The sequence below is a fragment of the Vibrio sp. 2134-1 genome (genome assembly GCF_033339495.1).
The window spans coordinates 92,979-114,120 of the sequence record NZ_JAWOUS010000017.1 but is presented as its reverse complement, the minus strand read 5'-3'; the positions used below and the strand labels follow the sequence as shown (position 1 = coordinate 114,120).

At 45.5% G+C, this 21,142-nt stretch carries 19 protein-coding genes; 8 read left to right on the top strand and 11 right to left on the bottom strand.

From position 1 onward, the window contains the following. Window positions 1-40 precede the first annotated feature (40 nt). On the bottom strand, window positions 41-859 hold the full coding sequence (gene proC, locus R7R78_RS18125) for a pyrroline-5-carboxylate reductase (RefSeq protein WP_005381013.1): 819 nt from the start codon (window positions 857-859) through the stop codon (window positions 41-43). A gap of 159 nt (window positions 860-1,018) precedes the next feature. Beyond that, window positions 1,019-1,720 carry a YggS family pyridoxal phosphate-dependent enzyme gene (locus R7R78_RS18120; protein WP_005384521.1) on the bottom strand — a complete coding sequence of 234 codons (702 nt, stop codon included), beginning with the start codon at window positions 1,718-1,720 and terminating at the stop codon, window positions 1,019-1,021. Window positions 1,721-1,748: 28 nt separating this feature from the next. Here R7R78_RS18120 and R7R78_RS18115 point away from each other — a divergent pair, with 28 nt between their 5' ends. Both R7R78_RS18115 and R7R78_RS18110 read left to right on the top strand, forming a co-directional pair. Beyond that, entirely contained in the window at window positions 1,749-2,789 is a 1,041-nt protein-coding gene (locus tag R7R78_RS18115) for a type IV pilus twitching motility protein PilT (protein WP_005381015.1), read from the top strand. A gap of 30 nt (window positions 2,790-2,819) precedes the next feature. Then, window positions 2,820-3,926, top strand: a complete 1,107-nt coding sequence (locus tag R7R78_RS18110) for a PilT/PilU family type 4a pilus ATPase (RefSeq protein WP_005381016.1) — start codon at window positions 2,820-2,822, stop codon at window positions 3,924-3,926. Window positions 3,927-3,987: 61 nt separating this feature from the next. Here the strand turns inward: R7R78_RS18110 and ruvX are convergent, their stop codons facing one another. From ruvX to metK, 8 genes are all read right to left on the bottom strand, one after another. Continuing rightward, entirely contained in the window at window positions 3,988-4,413 is a 426-nt protein-coding gene (ruvX, locus tag R7R78_RS18105) for a Holliday junction resolvase RuvX (protein WP_005381017.1), read from the bottom strand. Between the two features lie 35 nt (window positions 4,414-4,448). Beyond that, window positions 4,449-5,012 (bottom strand): YqgE/AlgH family protein, encoded by a 564-nt coding sequence (locus R7R78_RS18100; RefSeq protein ID WP_005381020.1) that lies wholly within the window; start codon window positions 5,010-5,012, stop codon window positions 4,449-4,451. A 127-nt stretch (window positions 5,013-5,139) separates the two neighbouring features. Further along, window positions 5,140-6,090, bottom strand: coding sequence for a glutathione synthase (gshB, locus tag R7R78_RS18095; protein ID WP_086047045.1), 951 nt, complete (start codon window positions 6,088-6,090; stop codon window positions 5,140-5,142). Between the two features lie 13 nt (window positions 6,091-6,103). Continuing rightward, window positions 6,104-6,835, bottom strand: coding sequence for a 16S rRNA (uracil(1498)-N(3))-methyltransferase (gene rsmE, locus R7R78_RS18090; protein WP_005381022.1), 732 nt, complete (start codon window positions 6,833-6,835; stop codon window positions 6,104-6,106). A gap of 113 nt (window positions 6,836-6,948) precedes the next feature. Beyond that, window positions 6,949-7,644, bottom strand: coding sequence for a deoxyribonuclease I (endA, locus tag R7R78_RS18085; protein WP_005381023.1), 696 nt, complete (start codon window positions 7,642-7,644; stop codon window positions 6,949-6,951). A 150-nt stretch (window positions 7,645-7,794) separates the two neighbouring features. Further along, the gene (locus R7R78_RS18080) at window positions 7,795-8,292 is read right to left on the bottom strand and encodes a SprT family zinc-dependent metalloprotease (protein WP_054579063.1); all 498 of its coding nucleotides are present in this window, start codon (window positions 8,290-8,292) and stop codon (window positions 7,795-7,797) included. Window positions 8,293-8,360: 68 nt separating this feature from the next. Next, window positions 8,361-9,158, bottom strand: coding sequence for a DUF2189 domain-containing protein (locus tag R7R78_RS18075; protein WP_005381026.1), 798 nt, complete (start codon window positions 9,156-9,158; stop codon window positions 8,361-8,363). Between the two features lie 402 nt (window positions 9,159-9,560). After that, window positions 9,561-10,715 carry a methionine adenosyltransferase gene (gene metK, locus R7R78_RS18070; protein ID WP_005381027.1) on the bottom strand — a complete coding sequence of 385 codons (1,155 nt, stop codon included), beginning with the start codon at window positions 10,713-10,715 and terminating at the stop codon, window positions 9,561-9,563. Window positions 10,716-11,030: 315 nt separating this feature from the next. Between metK and tkt the strand changes: the two genes are divergently transcribed. After that, window positions 11,031-13,025 carry a transketolase gene (tkt, locus tag R7R78_RS18065; RefSeq protein ID WP_213973286.1) on the top strand — a complete coding sequence of 665 codons (1,995 nt, stop codon included), beginning with the start codon at window positions 11,031-11,033 and terminating at the stop codon, window positions 13,023-13,025. A 91-nt stretch (window positions 13,026-13,116) separates the two neighbouring features. Here the strand turns inward: tkt and R7R78_RS18060 are convergent, their stop codons facing one another. Beyond that, on the bottom strand, window positions 13,117-14,010 hold the full coding sequence (locus R7R78_RS18060) for a LysR family transcriptional regulator (protein WP_225474082.1): 894 nt from the start codon (window positions 14,008-14,010) through the stop codon (window positions 13,117-13,119). A 140-nt stretch (window positions 14,011-14,150) separates the two neighbouring features. On the opposite strand from R7R78_RS18060, the gene R7R78_RS18055 reads away from it, so the two are divergent. The 5 genes from R7R78_RS18055 (at window position 14,151) to mscS (ending at window position 21,116) form a co-directional block, all read left to right on the top strand. Next, window positions 14,151-16,109, top strand: coding sequence for a ligand-gated channel protein (locus R7R78_RS18055; RefSeq protein WP_225474081.1), 1,959 nt, complete (start codon window positions 14,151-14,153; stop codon window positions 16,107-16,109). Between the two features lie 135 nt (window positions 16,110-16,244). Further along, entirely contained in the window at window positions 16,245-17,282 is a 1,038-nt protein-coding gene (gene epd, locus R7R78_RS18050; protein ID WP_005384545.1) for an erythrose-4-phosphate dehydrogenase, read from the top strand. A 151-nt stretch (window positions 17,283-17,433) separates the two neighbouring features. Then, complete coding sequence (locus tag R7R78_RS18045) at window positions 17,434-18,594, top strand: phosphoglycerate kinase (RefSeq protein ID WP_005384547.1); 1,161 nt, start codon at window positions 17,434-17,436, stop codon at window positions 18,592-18,594. Window positions 18,595-18,748: 154 nt separating this feature from the next. Beyond that, window positions 18,749-19,825, top strand: coding sequence for a class II fructose-bisphosphate aldolase (gene fbaA / locus R7R78_RS18040; protein ID WP_005380996.1), 1,077 nt, complete (start codon window positions 18,749-18,751; stop codon window positions 19,823-19,825). Window positions 19,826-20,249: 424 nt separating this feature from the next. Continuing rightward, complete coding sequence (gene mscS, locus R7R78_RS18035; RefSeq protein WP_005380995.1) at window positions 20,250-21,116, top strand: small-conductance mechanosensitive channel MscS; 867 nt, start codon at window positions 20,250-20,252, stop codon at window positions 21,114-21,116. The last annotated feature ends 26 nt before the right edge of the window (window positions 21,117-21,142 follow it).

The following is a 21,142-nucleotide window of genomic DNA, read 5'->3' as shown; positions in this document are numbered from 1 at the left end:
ACAAGTGATGGATGATACTAAACGGAGTTCATCCAAATAATTAAAACAGTTTTTCCATTTCTTCCGCGCGAGCCACAGCAGCTTGCATGGCTTTAGCGACAATATCTGAAAGTTGATGTTCGTTGAATGTACGCAGTGCTTCTGCCGTTGTCCCACCTTTCGAAGTTACGTTCTCACGCAGGGTCGATAGCTCAGTTTCTGGGTTGCTAACCACCATACTGGCCGCGCCCAGTGCAGCTTGCTGAACCAATAGTCGAGCGGTCTCTTTATCAAAGCCTTGCGCAATCGCTTCTGCTTGCATCGCTTCCATAAACAGGAAGAAGTATGCTGGAGCACTGCCCGCTGCGGCAATCACATTATTGATGCCAGACTCTTGCTCAACCCAACATACTTTACCGACCGCTTCCATTAACTCTGCGGCAAAAGCTTTGTCGTGCTCGGTTACATGAGTTGGTGCGAACAACCCACTCATACCCAATCCAAGTTGTGATGGCGTATTTGGCATAACACGAACCAAGTTCAATTTGGTGGCTAGCATATCATCCAATCGTGAACAGTTGATGCCTGCGGCAATAGAAATCACCAGTTTATTAGTGAAATCGATCGATTGCAGTGGTTTACAGACATCCGCCATCATTTGCGGTTTTACAGACAATACCACCACATCCGCCTCGGTCGCAGCTTGGATGTTATCGCTGGTGGTACGGATGCCAAAATCTTGTTCTAGCAGAAGGCGGCGAGCCTCTGAAGGAGCCGTCGCGGTAATGTTTTGCGCTGGGTATCCGTTAGCAACCAAGCCGGAAACAATGGCTCTCACCATGTTGCCAGCACCAATGAAGGCGATTTTTTTATGTTCCATTTGTCTGATTTCCATCATGATATTTAGAATTTGTTGTGCGCTCAGGTGTATAATGGCGCCGCTGTTACTTACTGCTCCTATTGGCGAGTAAGATGATTGCGCATTTACGCTCCAACGATTGACGACATAACTTATGTCGCGAGTGAGCGTTTTGTTGATTTAGCTGTAGTCTCGTGCGCCGAAAATAGCGGTTCCAATACGAACCATTGTACTACCAGCTTCGATTGCAGCGGTCATATCACCACTCATTCCCATTGATAATGTATCGATTTCTGGGAACTGTGCTTCGAGTGTTTGCTTCAACGTAGCCAACTTCTGAAATTCACGGAGTTGTGATTCGTAGTCAGACACGTTGGCAGGAATCGACATCAACCCTCTTAAAGTGAGGTTAGGTAGGCGAGAAATCAACTCCGCCAGCTCGAATACTTCCGCTTCAGTGACACCAGACTTAGATGCCTCACCACTGGTGTTAACCTGAATCAGAACTTGTAGCGGTTTAAGTTCGCTTGGCCGCTGATCATTCAGGCGTTGAGCTATCTTGGTTCGATCGATGGTGTGAACCCAATCGAAATGTTCAGCAACAAGTCGCGATTTATTGGATTGAATCGGGCCAATGAAGTGCCATTCGATTCGATTATCTGGATAATGCTCGGCAAAGTGCTGAACTTTACTGACGCCCTCTTGAACGTAGTTTTCACCAAAGGCGGTTTGTCCCGCTTGGTAGGCTTCGAGAATTGCCTCGACAGGTTTAGTTTTGCTTACCGCTAGAAGTTGCACTGACTCTGGAGTTCGACCACATTTTTGCTCGTCATATCGAATTTGAGAGGTGATATGTTCAATATTTTGTTGAATACTACTCATAGCTGTACTTTAGACTTAAGGATTTTAAATGGATATCACTGAGTTACTGGATTTTAGTGTAAAACATAATGCCTCGGATCTACATCTTTCTGCAGGTGTCCCACCAATGGTTCGTATTGATGGGGATGTGAGAAAACTAGGCATTCCAGCGTTTACACACCAAGAAGTGCATCGTTTGGTTTTCGAAATCATGAACGATGCCCAACGCAGTGAGTTCGAAGAAAAACTCGAAGTCGATTTCTCTTTTGAGTTGCATAACGTTGGCCGTTTCCGTGTCAACGCTTTCAACCAATCTCGCGGTTGTGCGGCAGTATTCCGTACCATTCCAAGCAGCATTCCAACTCTGGAAGAGCTAGAAGCGCCAGAGATCTTCAAAAAAATTGCGAATGCTGAAAAAGGCTTAGTTCTGGTCACTGGCCCAACAGGTTCAGGTAAATCGACGACCTTAGCAGCCATTGTTGACTACATTAACCGTAATCACAACAAGCACGTACTCACAATTGAAGATCCGATTGAATTTGTTCACAACAACAATAAATGTTTGATCAACCAGCGTGAAGTTCACCGTGACACCCATAGTTTCCAAAATGCTTTGCGTAGTGCATTGCGCGAAGACCCAGACGTTATTCTGGTTGGTGAGATGCGTGATAAAGAAACCATCAGCCTTGCCTTAACGGCGGCAGAAACGGGTCACTTAGTTTTCGGGACGTTGCACACCAGCTCGGCGGCAAAAACCATTGACCGTATTATCGATGTATTTCCTGGTAGTGATAAAGATATGGTCCGCTCGATGCTATCTGAGTCTCTTCGTTCGGTTATCGCGCAAAAGCTTCTGAAGCGTAATGGTGGTGGACGTATTGCATGCCATGAAATTATGATGGCAACGCCTGCGATTCGTAACTTGATCCGCGAAGACAAAGTCGCGCAGATGTATTCGATCATTCAAACAGGTGCGGCTCACGGCATGCAAACCATGGAGCAAAATGCTCGTCAGTTAATGGCGCAAGGCATGGTTGCTCGTGAAGAGGTCGATAGTAAGATCGGATTAGAAGTGCAGCAATTCTCGTAACGTTCATACAGATAATGGTGAATACGGAAGATGGATCTAGATAAATTTCTCGAAGGCATGCTGGCGCTGAAAGCGTCGGATCTTTACATCACGGTTGGAGCGCCAATTCTATTTCGTGTGGATGGCGAATTGCGTCCGCAAGGGGAAAAACTTACCGAGAGCGATGTGGCTGCATTACTCGACAGCGCTATGGAACCAGATCGGCGTCAGGAATTTCGTAAAAGTCGCGAGTCGAATTTTGCCATTGTGAGAGATTGTGGTCGCTTCCGTGTGAGTGCCTTTTTTCAACGCGAGTTACCAGGCGCAGTGATTCGTCGTATTGAAACTAATATTCCTACTTTTGAGCAGTTAAAGTTACCGTTAGTGTTGCAAGATTTGGCGATAGCTAAGCGTGGTTTGGTGCTGGTGGTCGGTGCTACTGGTTCGGGTAAATCGACCACTATGGCGGCGATGACAGGCTATCGAAACAGCAATAAAACCGGGCACATTTTGACGGTCGAAGATCCGATCGAGTTCGTGCATGAACACAAGCGCTGTATCGTGACTCAACGTGAAGTTGGGTTAGATACGGAAAGCTATGAAGTTGCGCTTAAAAACTCGCTGCGCCAAGCACCAGATATGATTTTGATTGGTGAGATCCGTAGCCGTGAAACAATGGAATACGCGATGACCTTCGCCGAAACGGGTCACCTGTGTATGGCAACGTTGCACGCCAACAATGCAAACCAAGCTTTAGAGCGCATTCTTCACTTGGTACCGAAAGATCAAAAAGAACAATTCTTGTTCGACTTGTCGATGAATCTGAAAGGCGTGGTTGGTCAGCAGCTGATCCGAGATAAAAATGGGCAGGGACGTCATGGTGTATTTGAGATCTTGCTAAATAGCCCACGTGTGTCGGATTTGATTCGTCGCGGAGATTTACATGAGTTGAAGTCAACCATGGCTCGCTCAAATGAGTTTGGTATGCTGACGTTCGATCAATCTCTTTATAAGTTAGTGATGCAAGGTAAGATCAGCGAAGAGGATGCACTACATAGTGCCGACTCGGCAAATGATCTGCGCTTGATGTTGAAAACGCAGCGTGGTGAAGCATTCTCTACGGGCAGTTTGGCGAACGTTAAGATCGATATGGATTAATCCAATCCAGAAACAAAAAAGGTTGGCAGGAGCCAACCTTTTTTCATTGTGCTTGAAGTGTTTACTCACCCCAAAGGGCTTCAAACCAGCTTTCTAGAATCACCACTGCTGACTGGCAGTCAACATTACCTTTCGATAGGGCTTTGTAGCCGCCCATGCTGAACAACTCCGCACGAGCTTCTGCTGTAGATAAACGCTCATCATGCAGTTCAACTGGCAATCCGTATCGGCCTTGCAGACGCTTAGCAAATTTTCGTGCACGAGGGGTTATGGTCTCAAGGTCTTTACCATGCAGATCGGTCGGTAAACCGACCACTAGCAAATCTGGTTGCCACTCTTTGATTTGCTTTTCGATATCGTCCCAGTTTGGAATACCGTCATTGGCTTTAAAGGCTTTTAATGGGGAAGCTGTACCAGTAATTTCTTGGCCAATAGCGCTACCAATGCTTTTGGTTCCAAAGTCAAAAGCCATAATTGTGCGTGACATAAGGTGTCTCTATCTAATGTAACTGTATATTTGGACTAAGCATGTCCAGAGTCTGCTGAAAGGTGACTTGGGTCGATGCCCAGCTTTTCGACCGCTTTCTTCCAACGCTCGTTGATTGGTGTATTAAAGATAATTTCAGGCGTCGCTTCAATGGTGAGCCAAGAGTTTTCGACCAGCTCACTTTCTAATTGGCCTGCACTCCAACCGGAGTAGCCAAGTGCCACTAAGTAATCACTTGGTTCTGCTTCTGTTCCTAACACCGACAGAATATCACGCGAAGTGGTTACCGCGAGGTCATCGGTCATTTGGACGCTGGACTCGTAGTAATCTTTGGGTTTATGCAAAATAAAACCACGATCTTCCGAGATTGGGCCGCCATTGTAGACTGGTCTATCTAGACTGGCTTCAAATAGGCGCGGGTGTACTGGCTGAACTTCCACCTGCTTGAGCATGTTGCCGACGGTGATATCAACAGGAGCATTGATCATCAGCCCCATAGCGCCGTCTTCGTTGTGCTCACAAACGTAGATCACGCTGTTTTGAAAGTACGGATCTTTCATCCCAGGCATGGCAACCAAAAAGTGATTTGTGAGATTCATACTCATACTGACCCTTAACTCTCGTAAATGCCCTTAAGCAAACATCATACAATTTATATCTAGGTATGTGCATGAGTTTGCTTAAGTTAATGTACTACGCTCTCTATTAACTGTAATACAGTTTGAGTTATTCGCCTTTTACTCGACGCTCAATCGCATCCATCAGCTTGCCTGTGATTGAGATATCAAAAGCTGCTTCAATTTCGCGAATACAGGTTGGGCTGGTGACGTTGATTTCTGTTAGCTTGTCGCCAATTACGTCAAGGCCAACAAAGATAAGGCCTTTTTCTTTCAGTGTCGGGGCAACGGTTTGCGCAATTTTGAGGTCGGTTTCGCTTAGCGGACGAGCTTCACCAGTACCACCAGCGGCTAGGTTGCCGCGCGTTTCGCCTTTAGCAGGAATGCGTGCTAGACAGTAAGGCATAGGTTCGCCATCTACCACTAGGATACGTTTGTCACCGTTGCTGATGTCTGGCACGAAGGTTTGTGCCATTGCGTAGTTTTGACCGTGGTTAGTCAATGTCTCGATGATTACAGAGACGTTTGGATCGTTTTCTTTTACACGGAAGATGGACGCGCCACCCATACCATCAAGCGGTTTCAGGATGACATCACCATGTTTTTCACGAAATTCTTTAATTTTCTCTGCTTTTCGCGTCACGATCGTTGTAGGTGTCAGCTCTGGGAACCATGCTGTAAACAGCTTTTCGTTACAATCACGTAAGCTTTGAGGCTTGTTAACGATCAGTGCACCTTGTTCTTCTGCACGCTCAAGGATGTAAGTCGCGTAGATGTATTCAGTATCAAACGGAGGATCTTTACGCATTAGCACCGCGTCTAGCTCAGACAGTTCGATAGTTTGCTCTGATTTGAACTCGTACCAATCGTTTGGATCTTCTTTTAGTTCTACCACTTTAGTATCTGCAATGGCAACGCCTTGATCGAGATGCAGATCATTCATTTCCATGTAGTGGATTTCATAGCCGCGTCGTTGCGCTTCAAGCATCATGGCAAAGCTAGAGTCTTTTTTGATGTTAATGGACGAGATTGGGTCCATTACGATACCGAGTTTGATCATTATTTTTCTCCGTTTAACCAAGATCGCCGAAACGAACTTGTAAGGCTGTAATTGCTGTCAGAGCCGCTGTTTCGGTACGCAGAACGCGAGGGCCGAGTAGCGTTTCTTCAAATTGGTATTCTCGAGTCATCTCGATTTCTTCAGACGATAAACCGCCTTCAGGACCGATCAGTAGGCGCACTTTTTCAACCGGGGTTGGCAAAGTGTTGATTGAGTATTTAGCACGAGGGTGAAGGTTAAGCTTTAAACCATCGTACTCTTCTTTACACCACTCTTCCAAGCTCATAATTGGACGAATTTCGGGCACGACATTACGCCCACATTGCTCACAGGCACTGATGGCGATTTTCTGCCATTGCGCGAGTTTTTTCTCAAAACGCTTTTGGTCAAGCTTGACGCCACAACGTTCAGAAATCAGAGGAGTGATGGTATTGACGCCAAGTTCAACAGACTTTTGGATGGTGAACTCCATCTTATCGCCACGTGAAATGACTTGACCAAGGTGCAGATCTAGAGGGGATTCAATATTGTTTTCTAAGCGCTCGGTGATGTTAACCAAAACTGATTTCTTGCTGACGTCACTGATAACCGCTGGGAACTCTGCGCCACTGCCGTCAAAAAGGAGAACGTCTTGGCCTTCTTTCATGCGCAAAACACGACCGATATGGCCTGCTGCGTCGTCACTTAAAGCAAGTGAGCCAAGTTGATGAATGGTTTCTGGATGATAAATTCGAGGGGTACGCATGAGATTTCCAGCAAGAGAATAAACTTAAACCCTAACATGGATGCTTTGCACCGAAAAAACAAGGGGCAAGAAGCGTTTCAATATCAGTAATTGAAACGCTTCGAGGTCGGAGGTTACAGTGCGCGGCAGGCTTCTTGAACAAATGGGTTGTGATTGCCCTGTACTTTTGCAATGCGCTCGTCACGCTCACATTCCCATTTATCGACAGGATAGGTTTTGTTCCAAGCACTCATTAATTGCGTTTGCTGCTTCGACAGTTTGAAACCGTACTCTTTGCTCATGTATAGATAGGTGCGAGCAATTGAGCCACGCGCACGGTCTGGTGGCATGACTTTACGCTGCTTAAAGTTCACTTGCATCTCACAGCGACCATAACTTACGCCATCCATACCGTTCCATTGGCTGAAGTTGTAGTTCGAACGGTCACCGTTTACTTCACCAATAGCAGGAGTTAGGTTGTGCAAGTCTGCTTCCATCAAACGAAAAGTTTCGTCTTTTTTCTTACAGTTTTTACGTCCGCCATCTTGCCAGCATTGACGCTGGTGGCCAAATTGCCACGCAGGAACAACGTGCTCCCATTCGATTCGTGCAGCCCGTTTTTCTTGTTTACGGACTTGGTAGCCGCAAGAGGCTAAATCGGGTAAGCCTTTCTTGCCTTGCCATTGAATGTTACAGCCACAGTAGAAGCTTGTTGGATGGTCTTGATAAATTTTGACCGCCTCACGTTTGGCAGCAGAGAATGAGCTCGGTGGCGCGGCAATCGCAGTGCTAGAAAGCGCGATAAGCAACAGAGAGAGTAAGTATTTCATGATAAAAGTCTTTATAAAGTATGACTTTATTCATGATAACACGCATAAAATAGCTTTAGTGATGAGTAAGTTAACAATAAGTGGCGAAGGGAAGGTTTTGATCAACTCGATTTTTATTTTGGGAACGCAAGTAACACTATGAGGTAAGGGCTACGATAATTGAATGCCGGTGAAGTTAAGTGGTTGGCGGCATTTTTGACAAGAGTACGTCGCCTCTTTGCGCAGCACTTTATTATGGCGGCGAATCGACAGAGGGTAGGTCATACAACCACAACGATACTCAAAGGTTTTACCTTGAACGGATTTTACTTCAAAGCTGTGAGTGGTTTTGGCTGGTACGTTAAATACGGCTTCCATGACGCCTTTCCATTCTTTACCGTGAGGCCTAACTCGCCCGTAAACCTGATAAGTAATCAGGTGTGCTACTTCATGAGGAATGACTTCATCTAAGAATGCTTGGGTGTTTTCGCGAAATAAAACAGGGTTTAGGCGTACTTGATTTAATTGAAGGTAGGCTTTTCCTGCCGCTTTCCCACGGACGTCGAAGGTGATTGTTGGAATCGGGAAAGAACGTTTGAAAGCTTGTTCCGCCATCGCGATACAGCTCGCCATCACTTGCTTGGCTTTATAGCTGAGTTCTATATCCACAATTCACCTCGATAAATCAAATAAAAAAGCCCCCGCATTTGCGAGGGCCAGATCATAGCATCAGTTAATTATGGTGTGTGTTTTTTCTTGATGGTGGCATGGTAAGCGTGCCATGTACCGTAGCCTAGAATTGGCATGGTAAACAACATTCCGATCCCGTAGGTCGCAAAGCCGATAAGAATACCGCCACAGATGATCGCTGCCCAAACAATCATTGCTGGAATGTTGGATTTCACGGCATTAAAGCTGGTAAATACAGCGGTCATCATGTCTACGCGACGCTCCATCATGAGCGGAATAGAAAAGGCTGAAATGCTAAACACCACACAAGCCAAAACAAAGCCAACTAAAGAGCCGATGACAAGGAAGGGTAGGAACTCACTTAAAGGTGCCCCTTGAACAGAAGGGTAGAGCGCATGAAGTAGAGCGGCAATGCGCATCCAAAATATCATACACACTGCGAGTAACACGGCGAACGCCCATTGAGATGTTGAGTTACGACCGATCGCTTTCATTGAATGGAACAAGCTTGCTTTGTGTCCGCGCTCTCTCTCCCAACTGGCATCATACAAGCCCAGCGCGAGAAACGGACCGATTAACATGTAAACAATCAAACTGGGCATGACGACTAAGTGTGTGCCTTGCCACTGTACGAGCAAAACAATGCCTATCGCAGCAGCCATAAAACAGATGCCATAGAAAGCACTAATAAGCGGCATTCGCACGAAATCATGCAGACCTAATGCGAGCCAATGAAAAGGTGCAGAAAGATTGACCGTATTGCACGGTATGGTTCTGGCGTATTCGTTGTCTGGCACTTCCTTTCGTTTGTTGTGGAAGTCCGATGGATTAACAGTTCGAGGCATAATTCCTCCTTGATTTATTCCCACATTATCCGCTTATACCAACTGACAGCGGTTTTTGTTCAGTCAAACTTGAAGCGACTTTTTCAAGTTTACATCTGAGCATTGGCTTAGTTTGGTATCGGCCATAAAGATGCCTGACTCATGTCTTTACTTAAGTGTTGCTTCCACAGTCGCCAGCATCCGACGTCTCTATTTAAATTGGAGTTAACAATATTTTAACTATTGGCGGAGATGGGATAATTTACAAATAATTGCTTAAAATTTATTCGGTATAAAAATGAGGGAGAAACAGGATTGCTTTGTGGGGCAGGGCGGTATGAGCCGAAATGGCTGGATAAAAGTTGCTGAAAATAAAAAGCCCCCGCCATAGGCGAGGGCTTGATTGATTCTTGCTTGGCTTGATTATTTGATGCCAGCGAAATCGCGTAGAAGTGCAGCTTTGTCTGTCGCTTCCCACGGGAATTCTTCACGACCGAAGTGACCGTAAGCCGCTGTCTTCTTGTAGATAGGTTGAAGAAGGTTAAGCATTTCTTGTAGACCGTATGGACGTAGGTCGAAGAATTGACGAACCGCTTCAATGATGATGTCGTGAGATACTTTCTCAGTACCGAACGTTTCCACCATGATAGACGTTGGATCAGCAACACCGATTGCGTAAGAAAGTTGGATCTCACAACGGTCAGCCATGCCTGCCGCTACGATGTTTTTCGCTACGTAGCGTGCTGCGTATGCTGCACTACGGTCAACTTTTGATGGATCTTTACCAGAAAACGCACCGCCACCGTGACGAGCTGCGCCGCCGTAGGTATCTACGATGATCTTACGACCAGTTAGGCCACAGTCACCCATAGGACCACCGATTACGAAGCGACCGGTTGGGTTAATGAAGAAGTTTGTTTCTTTGTTGATCCACTCAGAAGGTAGCACTGGCTTAATGATCTCTTCCATTACCGCTTCACGCAGGTCTGAAGTTGAGATTGAGTCACAGTGTTGAGTTGAAAGAACAACCGCGTCGATACCAACGATGTTACCTTGATCGTATTGGAATGTTACCTGAGATTTTGCATCAGGACGCAACCAAGGTAGTGTGCCGTTTTTACGAACTTCTGCTTGCTTTTGAACAAGACGGTGAGAGTAAGTAATTGGCGCTGGCATTAGTACTTCAGTTTCGTTACAAGCGTAACCAAACATGATGCCTTGGTCGCCTGCACCTTGTTCTTTAGGGTCAGCTTTATCAACACCTTGGTTGATATCTGGCGACTGTTTACCGATTGTGTTTAGTACCGCACAAGAATCTGCGTCAAAGCCCATATCTGAATGTACGTAGCCGATTTCACGAACGGTTTCACGAGTTAACTCTTCGATGTCTACCCATGCTGAAGTCGTGATTTCACCACCCACCATTACCATACCGGTTTTAACGTAAGTCTCACATGCAACACGAGCCTTTGGATCTTGCTCTAGAATCGCGTCAAGAACCGCATCAGAAATCTGGTCTGCAATTTTATCTGGATGACCTTCTGATACTGACTCAGAAGTAAACAGGTGCTTAGCCATGTTAGCTCCACTATATCTGGTTTAAAACTGGGGAATGATAAACTCTCCAGCGCAAATTAATACTAATTTTTGTAGGTGTATCTACATCTAGACGTCTATTCTAAATTTGATTGCTCGAATTACAAGCTCTTTTTTGGTTTTTGTTATAACCAAACGTTTGCCTGATTTATTGATAATTTTAAGAACTTCGAACGATTTGGCGCGAAAGGTGCAATATTTGTGAGGTTTTGGACTGGAAAACGTTTGCACACCCAACAGGGCTTTGAGAGAATTATGACCTACTTTTCGTTTCGCTTAATGTACTCAGGAGCAGACATGTCGTCTCGTAAACATCTTGCCAATGCAATTCGTGCTCTAAGCATGGATGGTGTTCAACAAGCTAACTCAGGCCACCCAGGCGCACCAATGGGTATGGCTGATATCGCTGAAGTTCTTTGGCGCTCTCACCTAAACCATAACCCTTCAAACCCAGAGTGGGCCGACCGCGATCGCTTTGTGCTGTCAAACGGTCATGGGTCAATGCTTATTTACTCTCTACTGCACTTAAGCGGTTACGAGCTATCTATTGACGATCTGAAAAACTTCCGTCAATTGCACTCAAAAACCCCAGGTCACCCAGAGTACGGCTACGCGCCTGGTATCGAGACAACAACGGGTCCTCTAGGTCAAGGCATCACTAACGCTGTTGGTATGGCGATCGCAGAGAAAGCACTAGCGGCACAGTTCAACAAAGAAGGTCACGATATCGTTGACCACTTTACGTATGTGTTCATGGGTGACGGCTGTCTAATGGAAGGCATCTCGCATGAAGCATGCTCTCTTGCTGGGACGTTAGGTCTAGGCAAACTGATCGTGTTCTGGGATGACAACGGCATTTCTATCGACGGTCACGTTGAAGGCTGGTTCTCTGACGATACACCTAAGCGTTTTGAAGCGTACGGCTGGCATGTAATCCCAGCAGTCGATGGTCACGACTCAGACGCGATCAACGCAGCAATTGAAGCAGCAAAAGCGGACCCACGTCCTACGCTTATCTGTACCAAAACAATTATCGGTTTCGGTTCTCCTAACAAGTCTGGTTCGCACGACTGTCACGGTGCACCACTAGGTCACGATGAAATCCAAGCGGCTCGCGAATACCTAGGTTGGGAGTACGGCCCATTTGAGATCCCGGCAGATGTTTACGCTGAGTGGGATGCAAAAGAAGCGGGCGCCGCGAAAGAAGCAGCTTGGAATGAAAAATTCGAAGAATACGCTGCAGCTTACCCTGCTGAAGCGGCAGAGCTTAAACGTCGTCTAAACGGCGAACTTCCTGCACAGTGGGAAGAAAAAGCGAACCAAATCATTGCCGATCTTCAAGCAAACCCAGCGAACATTGCATCACGTAAAGCATCGCAAAATGCACTAGAAGCGTTTGGTCAAATGCTTCCTGAGTTTATGGGTGGTTCTGCTGACCTAGCGCCTTCTAACCTGACCATGTGGTCTGGTTCTAAGTCTCTAGAAACGGAGGACTTCTCTGGAAACTACATCCACTACGGTGTGCGTGAATTCGGTATGACTGCTATCATCAACGGTATCGCATTGCACGGTGGTTTCGTTCCTTACGGCGCAACATTCCTAATGTTCATGGAATACGCACGTAACGCAATGCGTATGGCTGCGCTGATGAAAATTCAGAACATCCAAGTTTACACGCATGATTCGATCGGTCTTGGCGAAGATGGCCCAACTCACCAACCTGTTGAGCAAATGGCGTCTCTACGTGTAACTCCAAACATGAGCACATGGCGCCCATGTGACCAAGTTGAGTCTGCAGTTGCATGGAAACTAGCGATTGAACGTAAAGATGCACCAACTGCACTTATCTTCTCTCGTCAAAACCTAGCGCAACAAGAGCGTACTGCTGAACAAGTCGCAGACATCGCGAAAGGTGCTTACATCCTGAAAGATAGCGAAGGTAAGCCTGAGCTAATCCTTATCGCAACAGGTTCTGAGGTTGAGCTTGCAGTGAAAGCCGCTGAGCAACTAACTTCAGAAGGCAAGAAAGTACGCGTTGTTTCAATGCCATCAACAGATGCATTCGACAAACAAGACGCCGCTTACCGTGAATCTGTACTGCCATCAGACGTAACGGCACGTATCGCTATTGAAGCGGGCATTGCTGATTTCTGGTACAAGTACGTTGGCTTCGACGGTCGCATCATCGGTATGACAACATTCGGTGAATCTGCACCTGCTGGTCAGCTATTCGAGATGTTTGGCTTCACGACTGAAAACGTAGTGAACACAGCAAAAGAATTGCTAGCGTAATTGCAGGACCGTCTAAACAGTCGAACGTAAACGACGATTGTTAAACGCTAAAGTTAGAAAGGCCATCATTATGATGGCCTTTTTATTTTTGTCAGGTTTTCCAACCTTGTGGAATGCTTTGGTGAATGCAGTCTAAAAGTACGGATAAGCGCAGTGGTGGTCGTCCTGCTGGTGTATAGCAGTTAATGGAAATAGGCTCAGAAAGCCAACCTTCTAAGCAAGGCGTGATTCGCCCTGGGTGATGTTTCTCATAGCCGCATGCTGTCCAAGTCGGCAGCAGTCCAATACCATGACCATTCGCGATACTGTCTATTTGCATTGCTATGTTGTCGCTGTATAAGCGACTAACAAAGGGTTCTAAAAAGAACTCACCGTGTTGAGGGTGTGCTAGCATCAATCCATTTTCTTGCACTGAACCAAAATCGATCCATGGATGTGCTTCAAGTTCTTTGGGGTGCAGTATAGGTCCATGTTGTTTTAGATAATTTGGAGAGGCAAAAGGCGTATAGCGAAATACCCCCAGCACTTCTTTTCGCCAGTCTAGCTCTTTACGTTCGCCGAGCCAGATGAACAAATCTGGGTCATGGTGCGCTTCAGAAAAGTCACTGGTAAGTTGAACCCTAACGTCAGGATTATCAGCAAGAAAACGATTGAGTACGCCGCCGAGCCAGCTTCTAACTAAGGCGGTGTGACAAACAATATGCAGTGGTCCTGAAACTTGGTTCGTTAAACCTTGAAGTGCATCATAACTCTCTTCACTTAACTCAAGAATCTGGCGGCTGTAGTGGGCAAAGATTTCTCCAGCTCTTGTCAGAACTAATCGATTACCTTGTCTAGCGGTTAGAGCCTGACCGAAGTCTTCTTCTAATTGTGCCAAGCGACGACTTAGCGTTGATTTTGGCTGATTAAGGGCTTTAGCAGCAGCTGTCAAACTTTTATGCTGATTGAGCGCATCAAAGGCTCTAATTGATGCTAAGTCGTGCATATTTCTTTTACTCCTTACTGCGTTATGTACGAGTTCCATAAATGGAAAGAACCGTTCCATAACTCTCACTATGCATCTCATTCTATTTGTGAATAATTCACCTTCGAAAATAATAATCATTATCAATTATGGAGATGTAGATGTCTACTCTTAGACTGCCAGTTATTACCGCAACTGGTATTTTAGCCTTCGTCAGTGTCCCTCATGTTTTTGCCAATGATGCAGTTTCTAAAATGGAAACAGTGGTTGTAACTGCATCAAGCTACGAGCAATCTCAAGCGGACGCGCCTGCAAGTATTAGTGTGATTTCACGTGAGGAGTTGGACTCCCGTTATTACCGCGATGTGACTGATGCACTAAAAAGTGTGCCAGGTGTTGTCGTGACAGGTGGTGGTGATACCACCGACATTAGTATCCGTGGTATGGGTTCTAAATACACTTTGATACTGGTCGATGGTAAACGTCAAAGTACGCGTGAAACTCGTCCAAATAGTGACGGCCCTGGTATCGAACAAGGTTGGTTACCTCCTCTTCAAGCGATTGAGCGAATCGAAGTTATTCGTGGCCCAATGTCGACGCTTTACGGTTCTGATGCGATTGGTGGTGTGATTAACGTCATCACACGAAAAGATGCGCTAGAGTGGACGGGTAATGTTCAACTGGGCACTGTACTACAAGAGAATAGCCGCTCAGGTGGAGAGCAGAGCGCGAACTTTTTCGTTAATGGTCCGTTGGCTGAAAATTTATCTCTCCAAGTATATGGTCAGTACACAACCAGAGAAGAAGATGACATCGAATACGGTTATGAAGATAAAGATATGCAGAGTATCTCTTCAAAACTGACTTACCAGATTAATGAGCGCCACTCGGTACAATTAGAAGGTGGCACGTCGGCACAAAGTCGTCGTGGCAATGTGGGCCTTTCAGTGCCGACCACAGGGTGTCGTGGTGGGTGTGAAGATTCACTGAATGAATATCGTCGTAATTACGTAACGGTAAGCCACAACGGTGATTGGGATTCGGTCGGAATTTCAGATACTTACTTACAGCGAGAAGAGAGCGAGAACAAATCTCGTGAGATGACGATCACCAACACCACGTTCAAATCGAGCTTGGTGACTGGTATTGGAAACCATACGTTGACGACGGGTGTGGACGCTACTCATGCAGAGCTTGAGGATTTCACCTCCAACAAAGCGTCATCGAAGACTGAAACATCGAATACGCAGTGGGCTGTTTTCATTGAAGATGAATGGAGAATTGCTGATCCGTTTAGCGTTACGCTTGGCGGCCGTCTAGATCATGACGAAAACTATGGCGCGCACTTTAGTCCGCGTGTCTATGGTGTATGGCGAGTTGACCCGTCTTGGACTGTGAAAGGTGGCGTGGCAACAGGTTTCCGTTCTCCGCAATTACGTGAAATTACTCCTGGTTGGGCGCAAGTCAGTGGCGGCGGTAATATCTACGGTAACCCAGACCTTGACCCTGAAACGTCGCTAAACAAAGAAATCAGTGTCTTGTATCAAGGTGACTCTGCTTTAGATGTCTCTTTGACTGCGTTCCATAATGAGTTCAAAGACAAGATCACACGTGTTGTTTGTCCAGATACCATCTGTACAGATGGACCAAACCAATGGGGTGCAGATCCAACGTACCGCATTAACGTGGACGAAGCGGTCACACAAGGTATTGAAGCGACCTTAGCATCGCCATTAACGGAAACCATTTACCTCAGCTCGAGCTACACATTTACCGACTCAGAGCAAAAAACAGGTGAATACAAAGGCATGCCGCTGCAGCAGTTACCAAAGCATCTGTTTAATGTGGATGTGACTTGGCAAACGACAACAGATCTAGAGAGCTGGGCGAAAGTCACGTACCGAGGTAAAGAAATGGATCCGGTTACTGGCCCATCAAGAAACAGTATTGTAGAACCAGCTTATACCTTTGTGGACGCCGGTGTGACATACCAGTTAACCGACAATACTCGTATTAAAGGCGCTATCTATAACTTGCTGGACGAGGAAATCAGTTACGAAGAATACGGATATATTGAAGATGGTCGTCGCTACTGGTTAGGTTTAGACGTCGCATTTTAATTATCTATCGTTGTAATAAGGTCGAGCATAGTCTCGACCTTTTTTAATCCTGCTTTACTTTGATTCAACAGGTGCGTTTGTCAGCCTGATCAGGTAGTATCTGTGACACGAAATTTTTGGTAGGGCGAAGGATAAATGCTAAAGGTTGCGATCAATGGATTTGGACGTATAGGTCGTAATGTTCTGCGAGCGGTGTATGAAAGCGGAAAACACCAGCAGATCAAGGTTGTGGCGGTAAACGAACTAGCACAGCCAGAGGCGATGGCACACCTACTGCAATATGACACCAGTCATGGTCGCTTTGGTAAAAAAATTTCCCATGACCAAGAACATTTGCATGTTCATCATGACAGCGGTGAATATGATTCCATTCGCATTCTCCATCTCTCCGAAATCGAATTACTTCCTTGGCGTGATTTAGAAGTTGATATCGTCTTGGATTGCACTGGCGTATTTGGTTCGCAAGCGGATGGGCAAGCGCATATAGAAGCAGGCGCGAAGAAAGTACTGTTTTCGCACCCGGGCGCAAACGACCTAGATAATACGATTATCTATGGCGTGAACCACGAAACTCTGAAAGACGAGCACCGTGTTGTCTCCAATGGCTCTTGCACCACCAACTGTATCGTTCCCATCATTAAAGTATTAGACGAAGCCTTCGGCATAGAGTCTGGCACCATTACCACAATTCATTCGTCCATGAACGATCAACAAGTAATTGATGCGTATCATAACGACTTACGCCGTACCCGCGCTGCAAGCCAATCTATTATTCCGGTGGACACTAAGTTGCATAAGGGGATTGAAAGAATCTTCCCGAAATTTTCCAACAAATTCGAAGCAATTTCTGTTCGTGTTCCAACGGTTAACGTCACTGCAATGGATTTAAGTGTCACAATTAGTACAAATGTGAAAGTTAATGACGTAAATCAAACCATTGTTAACGCATCTCAGTGTACATTACGTAACATTGTTGACTATACTGAATCGCCACTCGTTTCCATCGACTTTAACCACGACCCCCATAGTGCGATTGTGGATGGAAGCCAGACTAGAGTGAGTAACGGGCAACTCGTAAAAATGCTCGTTTGGTGCGACAACGAATGGGGCTTTGCTAACCGGATGCTGGATACTGCCTTAGCAATGCAAGCTTCTTCGCAAGTGGAACAGTAATGACGAAGAAGTGATGGAGAATTTTTATTTCTAGCCTTGAAATAAATCCATAATATCTCCATATCTATAACCAGTTTGAAGAATTAACAGGCTTGGCAGGGTTGCCGAGTTTTCAAAAACTTTAATTATTAAATATTTGAGAGGACACATCATGTCTGTAATCAAGATGACTGACCTGGATCTTGCAGGTAAACGTGTATTTATCCGTGCTGACCTAAACGTGCCAGTAAAAGACGGTAAAGTAACTTCGGATGCACGTATCATCGCATCTCTTCCAACTATTAAGCACTGCCTAGAAGCAGGCGCTAAAGTAATGGTTACGTCTCACCTAGGTCGCCCAACTGAAGGTGAATACGCTGAAGAGTTCTCTCTACAACCAGTTGTTAATTACCTAAACGACGCACTAGATTGCGAAGTGAAGCTAGCAAAAGACTACCTAGATGGCCTAGAGCTAAATGCGGGTGAACTTGTTGTTCTTGAAAACGTTCGCTTCAACAAAGGCGAAAAGAAAAACGACGAAGAGCTATCTAAGAAATACGCAGCACTATGTGACGTATTCGTAATGGACGCATTCGGTACGGCTCACCGTGCTCAAGCATCTACTCACGGCGTTGGTATGCACGCAGACGTAGCATGTGCTGGTCCTCTACTAGCGAACGAACTAGAAGCGCTAGGCAAAGCAATGGACAAGCCAGCTCGCCCAATGGTTGCTATCGTTGGTGGTTCAAAAGTATCTACTAAGCTAACGGTTCTTGAGTCTCTATCTAAAATCGCTGACCAACTCGTTGTTGGTGGTGGTATTGCTAACACATTCATCGCAGCTGCTGGCCACAACGTTGGTAAGTCTCTATACGAAGCAGACCTAGTTGAAACAGCTAAGAAGCTAATGGACGAGTGTGCAATTCCAGTAGCAACTGACGTTGCATGTGCGAAAGCATTTGACGAGAACGCAGAAGCTGAAATCAAGCACGTTTCTGAAGTACAAGACGACGACATGATCTTCGACCTTGGTCCAGATTCAACTGCTGAACTAGCTGAAATCCTTAAAAACGCTAAGACTATCCTATGGAATGGTCCAGTAGGCGTATTCGAATTCAAGAACTTCGAAGCAGGTACTAAAGGTATCTCTGAAGCTATCGCAGCTTCTGAAGGCTTCTCTGTTGCTGGTGGTGGTGACACGCTAGCGGCTATCGACAAGTTCGGTATCAAAGCGGATGTATCTTACATCTCTACTGGCGGCGGCGCTTTCCTTGAGTTCGTAGAAGGTAAAGTTCTTCCAGCAGTAGAAATGCTAGAAGCACGCGCTAAGTAATTAAAGCAAAGCGGGGGAGTGATTCTCCCGCTTTCTTGTTTGCTGCAACGTGTGAGGAACTCTGCTAGAATAGCCTCAGTTGTGAGCAAACGTTTGCAAGATTTTCAACTTAACAAGTTTTGTTTAAAAACGACAGATAAATAGGATTACATCCATGTCTAAGATCTTCGACTTCGTAAAACCAGGTGTTATCTCTGGCGATGACGTTCAGAAAGTATTTGAAGTTGCAAAAGAAAACAGCTTTGCACTTCCAGCAGTAAACTGTGTGGGTACTGACTCTGTAAACGCAGTACTTGAAGCAGCTGCAAAAGTTAAAGCTCCAGTTATCGTTCAGTTCTCTAACGGTGGCGCTGCTTTCTTTGCTGGTAAAGGTCTAAAACTTGAAGGTCAAGAAGCTCAAATCCTAGGTGCTGTTGCTGGTGCGAAATACGTTCACGCTGTAGCTGAAGCTTACGGTGTTCCAGTAATCCTACACACTGACCACGCAGCTAAGAAACTACTTCCTTGGATCGACGGTCTACTAGACGCTGGTGAAGAGTACTTCGCGCAAACTGGTAAGCCACTATTCTCTTCTCACATGATCGACCTTTCTGAAGAGTCTCTAGAAGAGAACATCGAAATTTCTGCTAAGTACCTAGAGCGCATGGCTAAAATGAACATGACTCTAGAAATCGAACTAGGTTGTACTGGTGGTGAAGAAGACGGCGTTGACAACTCTGATATGGATGCGTCTGAGCTATACACTTCTCCAGAAGACGTTGCATACGCATACGAGAAACTAAGCGCAATCAGCCACCGTTTCACTATCGCAGCATCTTTCGGTAACGTACACGGCGTATACAAGCCAGGTAACGTTGTACTAACTCCAACTATCCTACGTGATTCTCAAGCGCACGTTTCTGAGAAATTCGGTCTTCCAGCGAACTCTCTAAACTTCGTATTCCACGGCGGTTCAGGTTCTTCTCTAGAAGAAATCCGTGAATCTATCGGCTACGGTGTAATCAAAATGAACATCGATACTGATACACAGTGGGCTACTTGGGATGGTATCCGTAAGTTCGAAGCTGAAAACCACGATTACCTACAAGGTCAGATCGGTAACCCAACTGGTGAAGATGCACCAAACAAGAAGTACTACGATCCACGCGTATGGCTACGTGCAGGCCAAGCTTCAATGGTTACTCGTCTAGAGCAAGCATTTGCTGACCTTAACGCAGTTGACGTACTATAATCGTTACTGATTAAGTTACTTAAAAACCCGCTCTTTGAGCGGGTTTTTTTATGTCTATCATTTTCTTCCAGGCTGCTTTCTCCCGATATTTTTATGCGTTAGATTGTATTTGCTAGTGAGATATCTCACCTTTAACGTTTTTTTAAAGAAAACATGGGAATATCAGTCTTAAGAGTGGCGAAATCAGAGTGCATTGCGTAACCTGTAACAAGTCAGTGTCAGAAAGCTCTGATAAAGTCTTGTTTTGCATATCTTTGCGAAACTCTGACTTTGAAAAAAGTCAGAGTTGGGATATTGTGCCAAAAATCTGACACTGTTCAGTGGAGCAATAGGGATGTTGTTTTAGAAAAGAGCCTTTAAAAAACAAGGTTCATAAATTAACGGCAATTGGATTTATATCTCTTTATTTTTGAGGATAAGAATTATGGCAGGTGAATCGGTGGGTATCGATACCACTTTAACGGATGGTCTAACTCAGGCTGAAACTTGGCTGACAAACAATTCAGATCTACTGGTTCAGTACGGTGTGAACATTATCTCTGCGCTGCTTATTCTGTTTATCGGTAATCTTATCGTTAAGGCAGTCGCTGGTAGTGTTTCTAAAGTACTAGAAAAGAAAAACATGGATAAGGCCGTCGTTGAATTTATTCACGGTCTTGTTCGTTACTTGCTATTTGTAATCGTGCTAATCGCGGCTCTTGGTCGATTAGGAGTTCAAACCGCTTCTGTTGTTGCTGTGATTGGTGCGGCAGGTCTTGCTGTTGGTCTTGCACTACAAGGTTCACTATCAAACTTTGCAGCAGGCGTACTTATTGTTGCGTTCCGTCCATTCAAATCAGGCGACTACGTAGAAATCGGTGGTGTAGCGGGTAGTGTTGAAGCAATTCAAATCTTCCAAACCGTTCTAAAAACACCAGACAACAAAATGGTTGTTGTGCCTAACTCTTCAGTTATCGGCGGTGCCATTACTAACTACTCTCGCCATGCGACACGACGTGTCGACCTAGTGATTGGTGTTTCATACAAAGCAGACCTTAAACTAACGAAGAAAGTGATTCGTGAGACGCTAGAGAAAGATCCACGTATCTTGAAAGACCCAGATATCACAATTGGTGTACTTACGTTAGCAGACTCTTCAGTTAACTTTGTGGTTCGTCCATGGGTGAAAACTGCAGATTACTGGGGCGTATACTTTGATGCAATGCAAGGTATTAAAGAAGCATTGGATGAAAATGGTATCGAGATTCCATTCCCACAAATGGATGTTCACCTGAACAAAGTCGACGCTTAATCAAAAGCAGTCGATATTCAAAAGCG

What these genes read in the sequence shown, in the direction of transcription:
- proC (WP_005381013.1), bottom strand. Translation starts at nt 859, where the DNA reads ATGGAACATAAAAAAATCGCCTTCATTGGTGCTGGCAACATGGTGAGA.
- R7R78_RS18120 (WP_005384521.1), bottom strand. Translation starts at nt 1,720, where the DNA reads ATGAGTAGTATTCAACAAAATATTGAACATATCACCTCTCAAATTCGA.
- R7R78_RS18115 (WP_005381015.1), top strand. Translation starts at nt 1,749, where the DNA reads ATGGATATCACTGAGTTACTGGATTTTAGTGTAAAACATAATGCCTCG.
- R7R78_RS18110 (WP_005381016.1), top strand. Translation starts at nt 2,820, where the DNA reads ATGGATCTAGATAAATTTCTCGAAGGCATGCTGGCGCTGAAAGCGTCG.
- ruvX (WP_005381017.1), bottom strand. Translation starts at nt 4,413, where the DNA reads ATGTCACGCACAATTATGGCTTTTGACTTTGGAACCAAAAGCATTGGT.
- R7R78_RS18100 (WP_005381020.1), bottom strand. Translation starts at nt 5,012, where the DNA reads ATGAATCTCACAAATCACTTTTTGGTTGCCATGCCTGGGATGAAAGAT.
- gshB (WP_086047045.1), bottom strand. Translation starts at nt 6,090, where the DNA reads ATGATCAAACTCGGTATCGTAATGGACCCAATCTCGTCCATTAACATC.
- rsmE (WP_005381022.1), bottom strand. Translation starts at nt 6,835, where the DNA reads ATGCGTACCCCTCGAATTTATCATCCAGAAACCATTCATCAACTTGGC.
- endA (WP_005381023.1), bottom strand. Translation starts at nt 7,644, where the DNA reads ATGAAATACTTACTCTCTCTGTTGCTTATCGCGCTTTCTAGCACTGCG.
- R7R78_RS18075 (WP_005381026.1), bottom strand. Translation starts at nt 9,158, where the DNA reads ATGCCTCGAACTGTTAATCCATCGGACTTCCACAACAAACGAAAGGAA.
- metK (WP_005381027.1), bottom strand. Translation starts at nt 10,715, where the DNA reads ATGGCTAAGCACCTGTTTACTTCTGAGTCAGTATCAGAAGGTCATCCA.
- tkt (WP_213973286.1), top strand. Translation starts at nt 11,031, where the DNA reads ATGTCGTCTCGTAAACATCTTGCCAATGCAATTCGTGCTCTAAGCATG.
- R7R78_RS18060 (WP_225474082.1), bottom strand. Translation starts at nt 14,010, where the DNA reads ATGCACGACTTAGCATCAATTAGAGCCTTTGATGCGCTCAATCAGCAT.
- R7R78_RS18055 (WP_225474081.1), top strand. Translation starts at nt 14,151, where the DNA reads ATGTCTACTCTTAGACTGCCAGTTATTACCGCAACTGGTATTTTAGCC.
- epd (WP_005384545.1), top strand. Translation starts at nt 16,245, where the DNA reads ATGCTAAAGGTTGCGATCAATGGATTTGGACGTATAGGTCGTAATGTT.
- R7R78_RS18045 (WP_005384547.1), top strand. Translation starts at nt 17,434, where the DNA reads ATGTCTGTAATCAAGATGACTGACCTGGATCTTGCAGGTAAACGTGTA.
- fbaA (WP_005380996.1), top strand. Translation starts at nt 18,749, where the DNA reads ATGTCTAAGATCTTCGACTTCGTAAAACCAGGTGTTATCTCTGGCGAT.
- mscS (WP_005380995.1), top strand. Translation starts at nt 20,250, where the DNA reads ATGGCAGGTGAATCGGTGGGTATCGATACCACTTTAACGGATGGTCTA.